General features: G+C 37.0%; 18 protein-coding genes and 1 tRNA gene. 17 read left to right on the forward strand and 2 right to left on the reverse strand.

Annotation, left to right across the window (positions count from 1 at the left end):
• Positions 1 to 125: 125 nt before the first annotated feature.
• The 3 genes from ACNFN4_RS09915 (at position 126) to ACNFN4_RS09925 (ending at position 2408) form a co-directional block, all read left to right on the forward strand.
• Positions 126 to 1286 carry an AI-2E family transporter gene (locus ACNFN4_RS09915; RefSeq protein ID WP_014418728.1) on the forward strand — a complete coding sequence of 387 codons (1161 nt, stop codon included), beginning with the start codon at positions 126 to 128 and terminating at the stop codon, positions 1284 to 1286.
• Between the two features lie 91 nt (positions 1287 to 1377).
• Positions 1378 to 2208, forward strand: a complete 831-nt coding sequence (locus ACNFN4_RS09920) for an undecaprenyl-diphosphate phosphatase (RefSeq protein WP_007613337.1) — start codon at positions 1378 to 1380, stop codon at positions 2206 to 2208.
• A 127-nt stretch (positions 2209 to 2335) separates the two neighbouring features.
• A tRNA-Ala gene (locus tag ACNFN4_RS09925) sits at positions 2336 to 2408 on the forward strand.
• A 173-nt stretch (positions 2409 to 2581) separates the two neighbouring features.
• On the opposite strand, the gene ACNFN4_RS09930 is transcribed toward ACNFN4_RS09925, so the two are convergent.
• Positions 2582 to 3733, reverse strand: a complete 1152-nt coding sequence (locus tag ACNFN4_RS09930; protein ID WP_327997470.1) for a site-specific integrase — start codon at positions 3731 to 3733, stop codon at positions 2582 to 2584.
• Positions 3733 to 4266: a helix-turn-helix transcriptional regulator gene (locus tag ACNFN4_RS09935; RefSeq protein WP_327997468.1), complete on the reverse strand. Its 534-nt coding sequence runs from the start codon at positions 4264 to 4266 to the stop codon at positions 3733 to 3735. Before ACNFN4_RS09935 ends, ACNFN4_RS09930 begins: the two co-directional genes overlap by 1 nt.
• A gap of 187 nt (positions 4267 to 4453) precedes the next feature.
• Here ACNFN4_RS09935 and ACNFN4_RS09940 point away from each other — a divergent pair, with 187 nt between their 5' ends.
• From ACNFN4_RS09940 to ACNFN4_RS10005, 14 genes are all read left to right on the forward strand, one after another.
• A complete protein-coding gene (locus ACNFN4_RS09940) occupies positions 4454 to 4633 on the forward strand; it encodes a helix-turn-helix domain-containing protein (protein WP_014470886.1) in 180 nt (59 codons plus the stop codon).
• Positions 4634 to 4839: 206 nt separating this feature from the next.
• A complete protein-coding gene (locus ACNFN4_RS09945) occupies positions 4840 to 5802 on the forward strand; it encodes an AimR family lysis-lysogeny pheromone receptor (protein WP_327997466.1) in 963 nt (320 codons plus the stop codon).
• 44 nt (positions 5803 to 5846) lie between these two features.
• The gene (locus tag ACNFN4_RS09950) at positions 5847 to 5981 is read left to right on the forward strand and encodes a lysogeny pheromone AimP family peptide (protein WP_021495004.1); all 135 of its coding nucleotides are present in this window, start codon (positions 5847 to 5849) and stop codon (positions 5979 to 5981) included.
• A gap of 91 nt (positions 5982 to 6072) precedes the next feature.
• Complete coding sequence (locus ACNFN4_RS09955; RefSeq protein ID WP_266056020.1) at positions 6073 to 6585, forward strand: hypothetical protein; 513 nt, start codon at positions 6073 to 6075, stop codon at positions 6583 to 6585.
• A gap of 118 nt (positions 6586 to 6703) precedes the next feature.
• Positions 6704 to 7702 (forward strand): hypothetical protein, encoded by a 999-nt coding sequence (locus ACNFN4_RS09960; protein WP_327997463.1) that lies wholly within the window; start codon positions 6704 to 6706, stop codon positions 7700 to 7702.
• A gap of 315 nt (positions 7703 to 8017) precedes the next feature.
• Positions 8018 to 10924, forward strand: a complete 2907-nt coding sequence (locus ACNFN4_RS09965; protein WP_448200144.1) for a hypothetical protein — start codon at positions 8018 to 8020, stop codon at positions 10922 to 10924.
• Between the two features lie 327 nt (positions 10925 to 11251).
• Positions 11252 to 11470 carry a helix-turn-helix transcriptional regulator gene (locus ACNFN4_RS09970; RefSeq protein WP_014417453.1) on the forward strand — a complete coding sequence of 73 codons (219 nt, stop codon included), beginning with the start codon at positions 11252 to 11254 and terminating at the stop codon, positions 11468 to 11470.
• Between the two features lie 248 nt (positions 11471 to 11718).
• Positions 11719 to 11895 carry a hypothetical protein gene (locus ACNFN4_RS09975; protein WP_017417538.1) on the forward strand — a complete coding sequence of 59 codons (177 nt, stop codon included), beginning with the start codon at positions 11719 to 11721 and terminating at the stop codon, positions 11893 to 11895.
• Complete coding sequence (locus tag ACNFN4_RS09980; RefSeq protein WP_014417454.1) at positions 11885 to 12031, forward strand: hypothetical protein; 147 nt, start codon at positions 11885 to 11887, stop codon at positions 12029 to 12031. Before ACNFN4_RS09975 ends, ACNFN4_RS09980 begins: the two co-directional genes overlap by 11 nt.
• A gap of 28 nt (positions 12032 to 12059) precedes the next feature.
• Entirely contained in the window at positions 12060 to 12536 is a 477-nt protein-coding gene (locus tag ACNFN4_RS09985; RefSeq protein WP_017417539.1) for a hypothetical protein, read from the forward strand.
• On the forward strand, positions 12536 to 13249 hold the full coding sequence (locus tag ACNFN4_RS09990; RefSeq protein WP_104679069.1) for a hypothetical protein: 714 nt from the start codon (positions 12536 to 12538) through the stop codon (positions 13247 to 13249). Before ACNFN4_RS09985 ends, ACNFN4_RS09990 begins: the two co-directional genes overlap by 1 nt.
• Positions 13250 to 13272: 23 nt before the next feature.
• Positions 13273 to 14058, forward strand: a complete 786-nt coding sequence (locus ACNFN4_RS09995; protein ID WP_014417456.1) for a hypothetical protein — start codon at positions 13273 to 13275, stop codon at positions 14056 to 14058.
• 8 nt (positions 14059 to 14066) lie between these two features.
• Positions 14067 to 14654 carry a hypothetical protein gene (locus ACNFN4_RS10000; RefSeq protein WP_014417457.1) on the forward strand — a complete coding sequence of 196 codons (588 nt, stop codon included), beginning with the start codon at positions 14067 to 14069 and terminating at the stop codon, positions 14652 to 14654.
• Positions 14654 to 14881 carry a hypothetical protein gene (locus ACNFN4_RS10005; protein ID WP_327997458.1) on the forward strand — a complete coding sequence of 76 codons (228 nt, stop codon included), beginning with the start codon at positions 14654 to 14656 and terminating at the stop codon, positions 14879 to 14881. Before ACNFN4_RS10000 ends, ACNFN4_RS10005 begins: the two co-directional genes overlap by 1 nt.
• Positions 14882 to 14902: the final 21 nt, after the last annotated feature.

The following is a 14902-nucleotide window of genomic DNA, read 5'->3' on the forward strand; positions in this document are numbered from 1 at the left end:
ATAAATGGGAAAAAGGCTGGCAGCTAAAGGGATAGGAAAAATTCCCATAGAGACCGGTTATTATTTTTCATTACAGGAACGATAGTGTACAATTTAAGTAAAATACATATGATGGAGGAACAATAGTGGAAACATTGCAAACATGGGGCGGCAGATTTAAACAGTTTTTCTTAGACAATAAATTTGTCTTGTTTTTGCTTGTATTGCTGCTCATCGGTCTCAATATCCTTGTCTTTATGAAGACATCATTTATTTTCACACCTATTATCGTCCTGCTCAAAACGATTGCGCTCCCCGTCATTTTGACAGGAATTGTTTATTATCTGCTTAATCCGATCGTAGATATATTGGAAAAAATAAGAGTGAAAAGAGTCTATTCCATCCTGCTCCTTTACCTCATTATTATAGGGCTGATTTCGATTACGATCGTTTCGATTATTCCGTTTTTAAAGGAACAGATCATGAGTCTGATCGACAATCTGCCGAAATATGTGGATATTGTTGAAGATCAGACGAAAAGCATGATCGGAAGCGATTTTGTAAATCAGGCGCAAAAGACGATGAATATCAACATTTCCGATCTTGCTAATAAAGTATCGGCGCAGGCTGCAACAATTGCAAACAGCACATTTACCGGAGTCGGGAATTTTATCGGCGCGCTGACGGAAGTGATTATTTCAATTGTGACCGTGCCGTTTATTCTGTTCTATTTGCTGAAAGACGGCAAAAAACTGCCAATCTATATCTTAAAGTTTGTGCCCACCCGTCTGAAAGAACAAACGTATACGATGCTTAGTGAAATGAACCACAGATTAAGCTCCTATATCAGAGGACAGGTCATCGTCAGCTTCTGCATCGGATTTTTATTATTTATCGGCTATCTGATTATCGGACTTGATTATGCGTCACTGCTTGCGGTCATTGCCGCTTGTACGAGCGTTGTTCCGTATTTAGGGCCGACCATTGCCATCACGCCGGCGATTATTATCGCGTTGGTCACTTCGCCTCTGATGTTGCTGAAGCTTGCGATTGTATGGACCGTTGTCCAGCTCGTGGAAGGAAAATTAATTTCGCCGCAGATCATGGGGAAAAATCTTCACATTCACCCGATTACCATCATCTTTGTTCTTTTAACCGCCGGAAAGCTGTTCGGGGTTGTCGGCATTATTTTAGCCATCCCGGGGTATGCGGTCATCAAAGTGGTCACGACCCATCTGTTTGATTGGTTCAAAATGCGTTCGCATTTATATGAAGAAGAAAAAAATGATGCTGTATCGAAGTCATAAAATCGGAACGGACATGATATTTATTATAAGACAGGCTTTCCTTCAGAGGAGAGCTTCTCTTTTGTAAATGATGAATGAAGGGAAGAATGGGATGACACTATGGGAGATGTTCACAGCAGCCGTTTTGGGAATCGTGGAAGGGCTGACGGAGTACGCGCCGGTTTCTTCCACGGGACATATGATCATAGCGGATGACATCTGGCTGAAATCCGGAAGCCTGATGAATCCGGAAGCCGCCAATTCCTTCAAAGTGGTGATTCAGCTCGGTTCGATTCTGGCGGTGGCCATTGTGTTTAAGGATCGGATATTACATTTACTCGGCCTCAAAAAAAACGTCACGCGCGATCAGCAGAAGGGATACAGGCTGACCATCGCGCAAATCGCCGTCGGTCTTGTTCCGGCGGCGGTGCTCGGCTTTTTATTTGAGGATTTCATTGACCGCTATTTATTCTCTGTCAGAACGGTCGCTTACGGATTAATTGCCGGAGCCGTGCTTATGCTTATAGCGGACTGGATCAATAAAAGGAAAGAAACGATCGATACGGTGGACAGAATCACCTACAAACAGGCTTTCTGTGTCGGATTATTCCAGTGTCTCGCCTTATGGCCCGGATTTTCCCGCTCAGGCTCAACGATTGCCGGAGGTGTCATTGTCGGCTTGAATCACCGGGCAGCCGCAGACTTCACATTTATTATGGCTATTCCGATTATGGCGGGCGCAAGCCTTCTGAAGCTGGTGAAATACTGGAGCAGTCTTTCTTATGACATGATTCCGTTTTTTCTTGTCGGCTTTATCTGCGCCTTTGTCGTCGCCCTCTTAGTCGTCAAGTTTTTTCTTCGGCTCATCAATCGGATTAAGCTTGTCCCGTTCGCCATTTACCGTGTCATCCTCGGCATCATTTTAATCATGCTCGTGCGATAAACGAAGAGGCCCCCGGAGGGTCTTCTTTTTATGTTCGAAAAACGTCTCAGGAAAATATGAGCAAACTGAATTTTCTGCTTGAAATTCAAAGAAGACTCGTCTATAATAAAACATGACGTTACAGCACGGGGCCATAGCTCAGCTGGGAGAGCGCTACGCTGGCAGCGTAGAGGTCAGGGGTTCGAGCCCCCTTGGCTCCATACTAATAAAGCTTGATCTAAAGCCATTCTTGATACTTTCAAGAGTGGTTTTTTATTTGCTCTAATCTCTATTGGCAACAAAACGGCAACATTTGTATCTGAGTTTTAAAGTGGCAACACGGTATCTTATTTTAAGAAAAGAAAACAAAAAAAATAACCCCCGTCATAGGAGGTCACAGTTTTATTGAACGCTGCAGGTTATCAATAAGCTTCTTCTTAGTTTTAGACATAATGTGTACATAGGTGTCATAAGTAAAGCTCGATTTTGAATGTCCAAGTCTTTCAGATATCTCTTTAATATCATGTCCGAAATAAAGCATTAGGGAGGCGTGTACATGTCTTAAATCATGGAAGGTTATCTTGGGAACCCCAGCCTTCTTCATTAGCTTAGCTTGCTTTCTAAGAACGTTTCTTGCGTTGATTGGATTACCAAGCTCTGTGCATATTACTAAGTCTTGATCTTGGTAATCGTCCCCGAACTTTTCTTTTTCGCTCTCAATGATCTTTTTTTGTTGTCTAAATTGATCTGCCAATGATTCACTGAATTCAATTGTCCGCCTACTTTTCTTAGTCTTAGTATCATCGAGAATTTCTTTACCATCATGGGACAATGTTTGTTCAACATAAAGAAGATTGTCTTCTAGGTCGACATCTTTCCAGGTAAGCCCCAGTATTTCACCCTGGCGCATTCCACAGATAATAGCAATAGCATAAGCCAAGTGATATCTGTTATGTTCATCCTCTTTAGATGTTTCTAGGAATTGATTAGCTTGTTCTAAGTCCCAAACATCAATTCTCTTTCGTTTGGGTTCTTTAGGGAGTATTGCTTTTTTGGCTACATTGGTTTTGATCAGCTTATTATCTACTCCATAATCAAGTGCTGCACTAACAATTTCATGACTTCTTTTTATGGTTTTGTAGGCATAGCCAATTTTCCCTTTACCTCTATCTTTTGTATAGAGAGCATGAATAAAATTATTGATGTGTTCTGTTTTAAGATTGGCCAGTAAAATGTCTCCTATATAGGGATAAATGTAATTCTTTAAGCTGTTTTTATAAAGTGTTACAGTCTGAGATCCAATATTGATTGATTTAACTTCTAACCATCTCTCTAAATAGTCCTTAACAGTTATTTTAGGGGTTTGAATATACATCCCTTTGTTAATAGCAGATTCGACTTCGGCAATGAATTCTTTAGCATCTTTCTTCTTATCGAATCCTCTTTTCTTTTTTTGATGACGTTCACCGTTCTCATCATATACATCGTAAGCCACAAAATATTTTTGTTTCCCTTTACTTGTTTTGTAAGGGTGTATTGATGCCATTAATCGTCCTCCTTAATATCTTTGTATTGCTCAAGAAATTTTAAGCTTTTTTCTCTCAAGTTTTCCAAAATCTTTTTTCTGATTTCTTTTTTATTGTCGTCTATGAACTCCATTAAAGTGTTAACGACGACGTCGGTTTCATAGAGATAAGATCTTTCAAGAGAATCCAATTCCTCATCTGAACGAGATCCAGCATTAACAAAAGTTCTGAGTTGAATGGCAACTGAAGTAGATTTAGTTACATCCCACATATCTCTGCTCGCAACTAAGATTCTCTCATTTTCTTCGTCATCTACATTCGACGGCTCAATATTTAAAAATTCAGCGATGTCGGGAGGCAAATCAATACCGCACATCTCAATTATTGATTTCACTGTTTGTAAACTGTTTTTTCTTTGTCCAAACTTTCCGTTTTCAATGTTGGATACAGTCCCTTGACTAACTCCTACAAATAGAGCAAAGTCTGCTGAGGACATTTTCTCTTTTAATCTGTAGTTTCTAATTAATTTTCCAATCCGTTCATTCTCGGTCATTTTTTATACCCTCCAAGATCATTAACAATACAATTAATAATAGCATAATTAGATAAGATTAAAAACAAATACAAATGCGATTAAATAATTAATAATTTATTATTGACTAATTAAATGAATGCAAGTATACTTTAATTAATCCCGAACGACTGGGGAGGATAAATAAGTAACAGAAAGGGGGAACCAGATGTACGAGGACATCATGAATAAACCGGCACTTGACGTTGAAGACGTGCAGAACTGGCTGGGTATTGGACGTGACCAGGCATACGCACTTTGTAAAAGCGGAAAGTTCCACACAGTAAAGATCGGTCGACGTATTAAAATTCCAACGAACGGATTTATGCGTTGGTTCAACGGTCAGTAAGTCTAATAGATTCATATTACATAACAGCAACACCGCAATACATAATCGCAATACATAACTTGTTCCATAAAACTGGAGGATGAATTATAATGAGATCATATGTTCTGTGTGAACTAAAAGAGATCCTATATTCAGATTCGGGTTAGTGGTGACATCGCCACTGTCTGTTGCTCTGAATTAGTGACACACCACAGGGGGTTATTCGGATGATAGCAAAAGAGAGAGAAGCTAAGAAACCAGAAGTAGATGCAAAGGTACGTCTTGAAATGTCAGATATTAATGAACAGTATGAACAAACTGACGCATTAATTGATCAATTAATCAACAGTAGCTGTTCGGTTGAACGTGAATGGGCAGCAATGTATCACATCAAACGTAAGCAAGACAGAGGCGAAATAAACGCACATCAGGCGCTTAAAGCAATTGGGAAGCTTGATCCCAAGTCTCAAGAAATGCGTGTATTCACTTACATAATCCCGTTGTATTACTACCTTAGAATGGCTGAATACTCAAATCTTGCAGAAATGTCGACAGTTGTTGATCTTGATTTTATTGAAAACAATGAACAGATTAAAAGCTCCTTTTATAACCGTCTGATGGCTTTGTTGGGCGCTTCGGCATTCAGTCAGAATAATATGACTCAAGCCCGTTTTTATTGCTCATATGGCATTAATGTGACGAATATTGATAGGCTTGTCGCTTATAGCTATCTAACTTTGGGGAATACTTATTTGCTTGATGATTATGAAAAAGCAAAGGAATATTACCTGGCCGGTTTAAAACATACTGAGAATAACCCCTTGGCGAAATTACAGCTAACTAGAAGCCTTTGTTTCTTGGAAAACCATTGGAATCAAGAGAACTTTTGGTTAAACCCTGATTCAAATGAAGTTACAGATATCCAAGAAATTGCACACTATCACATCAAGAAAAACAACTTGCAACAGGCTAAAGAAATATTGGAGAACTTAGAGCAGCAACCGAATATTCATAATGACTTTGGTATTCATTTTTATCTAAAAGGACTAGTTTATGAAGATAAGAGATTCTTTTATGAGTCTATAAAACACTTTAAGCTGTCCGGCGATCTATACAGCGTACGCTTACCTTTGGATAAATTAAGGGAAATGGGTGAGGACGAGCAGATTTTGGATTTACTTGCCCTTTAAATGCAAAATCAATTTCGCATCACTTGAAAGGAGGTGAACATAATATGAAAAAAGTATTTATCGGTCTTACAATCGTAGCTTCATTGGCTGTTGGTTTCGTTGCAGGTCAACAAACTACAATTCACAGCGCATCAGGGGAAGAAACATTCCATGTAGCAGGTTTTGGACGTGGTGCGTAAGCATTACATATCCATTTGAAGGGGTGAGCGATTCGTTCACTCCTTCTCATTACATATTTTTAGGATAAAAATAAAATAAGTGGAGGATTAAATGTCGGCTAGAAGAAGCGTAAGAATTGATTTAGCAGCATTAGCTAATGGCTTTAAGCGGATCAATGAAGACAAGCCGGTTTATTACAGCCTAAAACATAATGCAATACTTAGCACAAATGGTTATACAGCAGAAATTATTAGCCCGCAGCCATATGATTCAGTGGTTATTGGGTTGCCTTACATAATGCGTGATGGGGTTTGCAAGAAAGTTACATACAGAAAATCATCGGAAAATTTAAAAAATGACATAAGGATTATGCTTGAGAACCTGGAAAAATTCTCATCTAACGGTTTTCATCAAATGATGGTTACAGAGTGTTTTGACACCGGTTTAATTAAGCTATCTTCTTCATATTGTCCGGAAGCTTACGCTGATATATCGAGATTTAACGGTAGGTATGTGGAGAATGGGGAGCAACTGTGGTGCAAACTTGAAACAAATGAAAACAGAGCGCCGATTGTTACAGCTATAGAGAACAGTAAGCCATCAGAATACCTAGACTTAATTTAAAAGGAGAGACTTTACAAAGTGGAAGAAAAGTTATTGATATTGGAGTCGATTGCTTATAAAAACTGAATTATTGAAGCAAGGTAAAAGTTTTAAAAATCACAGGAGTTTTTGTGAGGAAATGGGGTTGCAATTCAAAAACTCAACCAATAGCAAAAAAGCACAATTAAAAGAATTAGAACGGTACTGTACATATAGTAAGAGTGGGCATTCTATTGTAATCGGTCAAGTGTTTGATAAACCATTACCGAAAGAGGGGAATGCGAAAAATACAGTATATAACGAAATTATTCAATGGTTAGTATTGGATATACTTGCTCAAGAACATAATGATGGAAATGTAACTATTACGAAGAGTAAGTTGATTAGTTCGTTTGGACTGGTGAATAGAAATTACTTTAAGCATATGAGAGATAAACAAGGGATATCACTTCTTGCTGAGACTGGTATTGAGACAGTAAATGATTTTTATAAAACGAGCCAGAGTAACTTTAAAAAAGCAATTGAAACGGCCTTAAAAGGCCTTGTAGATCGAAGCATGATTATGTACGAAACAGTTTTTAAAGTAAAGGAAAATGGAGAATCAGTGTCACGAAAAGCTACATTAGAGGAAAAAGAATTAATCTTGTATTGGCAAAAACAAGTGATGACTGAAATGGGCTATAACAGTTTATCTCAGCTCAGAGGTAGTGGTGCAAAGTCATGGAATACCTTCGAAAATCGAGTCAAAAAAGAAGTGTATAAACGAAGTCGGGTTAATGACTACTTTCAAGCCTATAACATCACAGTCAATAGAAGACACCTAGAAAGAGAATGCATCAGTATGCTGGATTTTCTTTTGAAAAAAGCAAAAAGAGAAGATTTTATTTCTCAAATTAATAATAAGGTATGCATTAAATTACTAACCAACGCTAAGAAAAGACACATGAAATCCTCTGTTGAAAGAGTCAGCAAGCCTCACAGATCTCAAAAGAATTACATAGACGATATTAATAGCTTAATAGATATATTGATCAAGAAAGACGCTCCAACCATTGATATGGAACTTCAGAAAGTTGAGAGAACCACATTACATAAAGACACGATTGATCAAATTGAATTATTGAACTTCGGAATGTGAAAAATCGACCAGTAAACTTCCTAAACCTAAATACTTAATACAACCTTTATTGGTCGATTTTTAATTGTCCAATTATAACACGAAAAACTTAAAAGAGTGTGAAACACCAGTCTGAAGGGGGTTTGGGGGATGGTTGGCTGTAAGGTTAATAATTTGGAGCGTAGCGAGGGATTATTAACCTAAAGCATCCCCCAAGTACTATTTGATCATTTGAAATTAAGAAGAGCCTAGATGTACAAAGTAAACTTTGTCCATCTTCTCATCATGATTAACAAGTTAATCATTCTTCGGAATAAACAATTGGAGGATTACTTATTGAAAAATGAAAATTTAACTAAATCAGTGTTCGTTTACTCTTTAGATTCATCTGCTTTTTATAATGATAAAGAAGAAAAATTAAATCAGGATTTGCTTCAACTTCGCCTTTATAAAAAGTTTTTGCAGAAGTTGGCTAAAAAAGTGGCAAAAATGAATGATTCAAATGTATCCGATATTCATTTAGATCTAACTGGTAAGCTCTTTGAGGAAGAAAGAAGCTTTAAGGAATTGGAACAATCGCTAATTACATACATCAAGAAAAAAGGTGAAAGTGAATCCAGGCTTTCAAATGATATTGATGAGCTAATGGCCTGCAAATACAACAAAGCGAAAATCAATCGTCTTAAAAAAATTACTAACTGTTGGATTAATGAAAAGAAAGATGAATTGATTGAAGAGCAGCAAAGTTTTAAAGGGACGAGAACCCTTAGAGGTGATTCGCTTAAAACAAAAGATGGAGAGGTTAGATCGCAAAGGGTTATCTCTTTATTTGATTCAGTGCTAATTAGAACACTTGGATTGGACTACGATCAGATCACTGAAGAGATTATGATAGTTGAATCCTTTTACCATAACGTTTTTAGAAGCTTGGTTCAGAATGGTTATTATTTTAATAATGAAAAATACGTTTACTATGCTTCATCAGCAGGACAAATTAGACAAAAGAAGGGTGTATTCATCAAAGAAAAGACGTATCTGAAGAAGAAAAACACTCTGATGTGTGGGCTTAGTGAAGAGGTAATTAATTCTAAGGGCGGCATGAGCATTAACAAATGGATCGCTTACCTTGCCTTATCAAATAGCGCCAGTACATTATGGGAAGGGTTTAATATTGATGGGTGTATAGTTGTAAATGATTTTGAGACGGATGTGTTCACTGAGGTTGATTACATAAACGATGAAACATACGAAATTAAAAGAGAGTACAAGTCTATTCCAATAAATCATACGGATGGCTGTGGAATGATTCTCCCTGAGCTTTCAGAGAGTGCATTCATGTTTAGAGCCCCTTTTATGAAAGGAATGTTAGTCCCATTTCCATTTGATGAGTATTCTAAATTATGCCGGAAGACCAAAATTAAAGATATATACGGCAAGGAATGGGATATTGTTAAAGACGGTATTAAAATTATCCTAACGAAGAGTCAGTTTAAGCTCTGGAAACATTATGATTCATGGGATGATTACAAATCCAAATTTAAGAAGTATGAGTGTCAGGCAGCCAAGTTGAATGAAGAAGAGGATGAATTTAAAAACAGTGAACTTAATTATCAAATGATCCAGACACTAACCGACACGACAGATGAAGAGTTAGATAAGCTTTCAGAAAACACAGTGAAGAGGATCCAAACTCTTTACAAAGATAAAGAATCAATGCTTGAGGTTATAGGAGCCGTTGAAAGCAATGCCCATAAAAATAACTTTCAGAAAGCTCATTTGATTTATCCTGAGTTGCTTAATGATAACCATTCAAAGGAGATTATTAAGAAGAATAAAAAGCGTTTGGTGAAGGAAGCAAAAGCAGGAAAAATCCTGCTGGAAGGCTCTCATTATACTTTTATTATTCCAGATTTGTATGCTGCTTGCGGTTATTGGTTTTGCGGTGATTCTGATCCGAAGGTTTTACTAAATGACGGAGAGGTTAGCTGTAAGCTTTTTAATAATCAGCAAAAATTAGATGTGTTAAGGCCTCCTCATCTATCTAGGGAGCATGGCATTAGGATCAACAAGTTAAATGATGATCTTAAAGACTGGTTCATTACGAAAGGCGTGTATACGTCCACTAAAGATGCCTTGTCAAGACTTCTGCAGTTTGATGTGGACGGAGATAAAGCACTTTTAGTTAGCGACAGCACTTTTGTTGAGATAGCAGAAAGAAATATGAAAAATGATGATATTGTTCCTCTTTATTATGAAATGAAGACAGCAGAAAACCAAGAAATCAATAATGAGAGCATCTATAAAAGCTTGGAATTGGCGTTTGAGGTAAACATTGGTGAGTATAGTAATAACATAACCAAGGTGTGGAATAGTGATAAGGTTGATTTAGACGTGATCAAATGGCTTACCATGGAAAATAACTTTGAGATTGATTATGCCAAGACCTTGTACAAACCAACCCGTCCTGAACATGTTAGTCAAAGAATTAATGGTTTTCTGAAAGGGACTTATAACAGGAAAGTTCCTCACTTCTTTATTTACGCAAAAGACAAGAAAAGAAAGAACGTCAGATCAAGAAATGATTCTGTAGTTAATCGGTTGGGTGAAAAAATACCGAATAACAGGGTGAATTTTAAGAGGTTGGCGGGTGAATTTGATTACACAAAACTTAAGAATAAGAATGCCACTCTTGGTCTTAATGAAGAGGTATCGGCACGATTTAATGAACTCTACAAGTTGTATTCAAAAAAGCAAGAGGTATTAGACACGAAGGAAGTTATCTTGAAAATAAAAGATGAATTACTTAAAGATTTTAGCAGGAAACAAGTTGAAGACACAATGATCGTGAGAACTTACACACTGCTTGATAGGGGTAAGCATTGGAAAGCTAAACAGCAGAAAAAGCAAGACGTATCCCGACAAGATGCAGAATGGCATGTCACAAAAGAGATCAGAGAAACCTTGCTGAGTATTAAGAGAGACAGCAGTTACATAACAGATATATTGGTTGAATATCTATTCAATACTAAATGCTCTAAGCATAAGGATACTCTCTACAATTGTTTTGGGTATAACATTGTAAGGAATTTAAAAAAGAACATTCGCAGAGTTTTTAAATGTGTTGATTGTGAGCGGGAAATCGAAAAGGGAACAAGGTGCAAAGAGTGTGCAGAAGAGAGGAGGAGGGAACTAGGAAGACTGAGAACACGAAAATCACGTAAAAATAAAAAATGTAACGCTTAAATTATAAGGAAAAAAATGAAGATGGATAAGCCCTTGATATACAAGGGTTTTTCCAGTTGTATAGTGATATCTATAATCTTCTTCTAGGGAAGAAAAAAGAAGTATTGATTTATAGATAATTATTTATACGATTCCGTAATTATAATTTATCACAAAAATCCATACTATGCAATTTCGACCCAAACATTGTTTAATTCAACTTTGGACATCTATAGTCTTTTGGTTATTCCTCCTAAATAATCAAAGAATGCTGATCACTATGATCAGCCCCCCTTATTTTAGATAATTATTTCAAATAAAAATTTATTGATGGAAGGAGGACTATAAGTGGAAATTGATAGACATAAGCTATGGCTAGATATTCGTAAAAGAAGGTTAACTCAAACGGAAATTGCGAAAGAATGCGGTTGTGCTCAGTCAAAAATCAGCTCCTTTTTGAATTATGATTCAGATATGTCACCTGAGCTTATTCAAAGAATGAAAGACTTTGTCTACTCTAAGCCTGAGTATGAAAACGGAAAGCGCAGAGTAATCAAAGTGATCTAATTCTTTGTCGTTACTACATTAAACAGCATTGCGGAAACAGTGCTGAAGAGATGTACAGGCCGACTCCAGCGACGTTAAATAAATGGTTTCGGGGTTTCATTAGTTTTACTCCTTTGATTTTATTTTTGTTCTTATTCCGAGCCATTTTTGGTTCGGGGTTTCTCCTTTTAACATGACTATGTGCGGGGCATCCTCAGTGCCCCCGTAATCGTGTTTAAATGAGAAAAAACAATTGGAGGAATAATAAAATGAAAGAAAATAAGGTTACTGATACGAAAATCCTCAAGTCAGGATATTACTGTAAGAAATGTGATTTGTTTTTTGAGAATACATGGGATATGGAATGCTACTGTCAAGGCGAAGGATGGTATAGAGCTAGTAAAGCGATTTTGATGTTAGAGAAGGTGCTCGGTAATGGAAAATAAAAAAGAACAACCAAGATGGGGCGAGCCAAATGAGAAGTTTCAAGAATTGGTTAAAAATATTGATCCAGAAGTATTAAGAAAAGCAAATGAAAAAATAAAAGAGATGGCCAATGGTAAGCCTCTTTATAGATTTTAATTAAACAATTTAGGAAGGAGGTGATGATATGAGCAAATTAGCAAATGACTTAATAGGCATTTTCAAGCTCGTTTCAAGAGACAGTGAGTTAATGAATCTTGCTTATTATAAAGAGTTGAGTAATCCCGCTAATATAGACGTGCAGCAAAGAGATGATTTTGATGACATCCTCAAAGGAATTATTGTTAGAGCTCCTAAATCAAACGATTTAAAAGAAGATGATCCTCAATGTCGGATATGCATGTACTTTGGTAACGGCTATACTACACACAATAAGCGTATTACATCCCAGGATGTAATGATTGACGTATACACCCATATTGATCATTTTGAAGACAATGATCCTAGAAGTCTCAAGATCATAGACCGGCTAATTGATATTGTTTACGATAAAAATGTTGCTGGTGTGGGTAAGGTTGCTAATATCAATAGAATGTTGATAGCTAATCCCCCTGATGGATACCTCGGCTATAAACTCATCTTTTCCTTTGGAGCTCCACAATAATGGAATATTCAAAGGACTTCTTTATTTTAGGTACTCCTATTTCAACAGATATAGGAGAGTGCCACTTCATTAGACTTAAAGATTATCCTCAGTTCGTAAATGATCTCTCTCAAATGGTTAAATCAAAATCTGAAATAATAGCTGAATTTCAAGAAAACAATAAATTTGGTCAATTGGATAGCTTGATCAATGATTTTAACGCTTCAACTTTGTTGGACATAGTTAATGTGATGGATCAGTTAAGAGCCTCTTACCAAAGAGTGTTTGCGAAGGTGTTTAATAACCCTGATGCGTTCCAATCTGTAGACGAGAAGAACTTTCACGATATCCGTAAGTTAATTCTTGATATGCATTGCTTAAAAGAAAAAAAGGTTAGCAAAAACTCTGAACTTGAAAAATTCAACAAGAAAAGTAGAGCGTTGAAACAGTCTGAGAACAATTATGATTTCTCCGATATTGTTAGTTGTGTTGTTCAATTTACTGGGTATTCATCCGCTGAAGTTCTTGAATTAACGCTTCCCCAACTTCACTCTCATTTTTTCAGAGGCGCTGCTTTTTTAAATAGCTCTGCTGCGATTGTACTCTCTACTGTAAGTCCGGAAGCTGCCAAAAACATTGGTTCTTGGAGTCAACATATAGATTTATTTGAAGAAGAGAAAAATTACATAACTAAGAAAGAAGCAAGAAACTTAGAGAAATTATTCTCAAATTAAAAAACAAGGTGGAATTTTAATAAATGAGTAAAAAGACAGTAATTCATGATGTATGTAACGTTGTTATGAAAAGAAAATCTGACGGGAAAGTTATTGCAACTGCTGAAGCACAAACAACTAGCCTGTCTCAAAGTATCCAGGAAGACTATTTAAAAGGCGGATGGGGAAACCAAAACCTTTATCAAATTAAGTCCGACAAGAATATTACAGGAACAATCAAAAATGCTTTCTTCAGCTTGGATTGGTTGGCCATGCAGCAAGGAGTCAAGGTTGAAAATGGAACGGTGCAAGTATGGGAGGATGAGACGCTTACTGTTGAGTCGGATGGAAAAGTAACTCTTAGCAAGACTCCAGTTGATACAGTTTCTTTCGAGAATAGCGAAGGAGAGTCTTATCTTATGGAAACTGAAACCACAGAAGGTCAACTCCCTACAACTTTTGCAAAAGAGGGTGCGAAAGTTAAAGCACGATATAAAATTGATGCTGAAGGCGAAATTGTTGAAATTAAGGCTGATACATTCTCTGAAGCTTATGAGATGGAATATCACACTTTAGAGTACGATCCAGAAACTGAAACAATCCATAGTGATCTTTATATTCAGTTCGATAAAATCTCTCCTTCTGGTGAAGCAGAGCTAAACTTTGAAGCCGGCAACGCAATTACACCTGAAATCAAATTCACAGCGCTTGCAGTTGATAATTCTCTTGGGCGTTTCATTCGGGTTAAACGTAAAGCAGACGGATCAAAAGGTGAGAAACCTACTGAGTCTCCAAAGCAAAGCGTTGATCTTGGCGGCGCAAGTGCATAAGGGAGGCGTTGAAGATTCCTTTCTTAAATAAAGATGGAACTACGCTTACCTCTGCAAAAGATGATGGTACTGGCAACCCTATAACGCCTGTATCAATTGAAAATTCAACTATTCCATTAGAGGTTGATCTTAAAACTGATCAGCCTCTTGATGTTAATGTTGCAAACAAATCATCTATTCCAGTTCTTGTGAGAAACACAGTTCCTATTAAAACTCAGATCCAAAAGTCATACGAGGAATCTGTGTTAACAGATAATGATACTGTGGCAGTTGGTGCAACAAAGTCGTACACATTAGATCTTGTTGAGAATTTAGGAGTGTTTAGAGCTTATGGCGTTGCTCTGTATACAACACAGACTGACAGCGCAAATAGCAAAGTTACAGTCAGTGCTTATTCTGTGCCGAAGAGTATTCCTTTTTATTCATCAACATCCGCAAGTGACAGCACAACTTTAATCAGTAATGCTGCATTTGTTTCAAACTATCCAATTCAAAAACAGTTGCCCTTCGTTTGTCCAAAAGTGCTATTGACAGTTAAGGCATCTGGAACTGTTGATATTACTGGTTTTAAAATGATTGTTTGGGGGATGGAATAATGACTTTTCATGATGTATGCGGAAAGTTTAAAAATGTTGATGGTATTGAAGATGCATATTTACTGCTTTCAGAGGAGGACAATTATTACATAAGCCTGAGTGATTTTGAAAAGCTCTTTGAAGAGGATTTTGACGAAGAGCATCCATATGAATCACTTTCAGCAGCTTCTGATAATTCTCCAGCCTGGAAAGACATTTGGGACGATATTTGGACGGAAGACCTTTAATAAGGTCTTCTTTATTTAGGA

This window comes from Bacillus sp. N1(2025), assembly GCF_053470005.1.

Coding starts and splice junctions, on each gene's coding strand:
- ACNFN4_RS09920 (WP_007613337.1), top strand. CDS start 1,378: ATGACACTATGGGAGATGTTCACAGCAGCCGTTTTGGGAATCGTGGAA.
- ACNFN4_RS09930 (WP_327997470.1), bottom strand. CDS start 3,733: ATGGCATCAATACACCCTTACAAAACAAGTAAAGGGAAACAAAAATAT.
- ACNFN4_RS09935 (WP_327997468.1), bottom strand. CDS start 4,266: ATGACCGAGAATGAACGGATTGGAAAATTAATTAGAAACTACAGATTA.
- ACNFN4_RS09940 (WP_014470886.1), top strand. CDS start 4,454: ATGTACGAGGACATCATGAATAAACCGGCACTTGACGTTGAAGACGTG.
- ACNFN4_RS09945 (WP_327997466.1), top strand. CDS start 4,840: ATGATAGCAAAAGAGAGAGAAGCTAAGAAACCAGAAGTAGATGCAAAG.
- ACNFN4_RS09950 (WP_021495004.1), top strand. CDS start 5,847: ATGAAAAAAGTATTTATCGGTCTTACAATCGTAGCTTCATTGGCTGTT.
- ACNFN4_RS09955 (WP_266056020.1), top strand. CDS start 6,073: ATGTCGGCTAGAAGAAGCGTAAGAATTGATTTAGCAGCATTAGCTAAT.
- ACNFN4_RS09960 (WP_327997463.1), top strand. CDS start 6,704: ATGGGGTTGCAATTCAAAAACTCAACCAATAGCAAAAAAGCACAATTA.
- ACNFN4_RS09975 (WP_017417538.1), top strand. CDS start 11,719: ATGAAAGAAAATAAGGTTACTGATACGAAAATCCTCAAGTCAGGATAT.
- ACNFN4_RS09980 (WP_014417454.1), top strand. CDS start 11,885: ATGGAAAATAAAAAAGAACAACCAAGATGGGGCGAGCCAAATGAGAAG.
- ACNFN4_RS09985 (WP_017417539.1), top strand. CDS start 12,060: ATGAGCAAATTAGCAAATGACTTAATAGGCATTTTCAAGCTCGTTTCA.
- ACNFN4_RS09990 (WP_104679069.1), top strand. CDS start 12,536: ATGGAATATTCAAAGGACTTCTTTATTTTAGGTACTCCTATTTCAACA.
- ACNFN4_RS09995 (WP_014417456.1), top strand. CDS start 13,273: ATGAGTAAAAAGACAGTAATTCATGATGTATGTAACGTTGTTATGAAA.
- ACNFN4_RS10005 (WP_327997458.1), top strand. CDS start 14,654: ATGACTTTTCATGATGTATGCGGAAAGTTTAAAAATGTTGATGGTATT.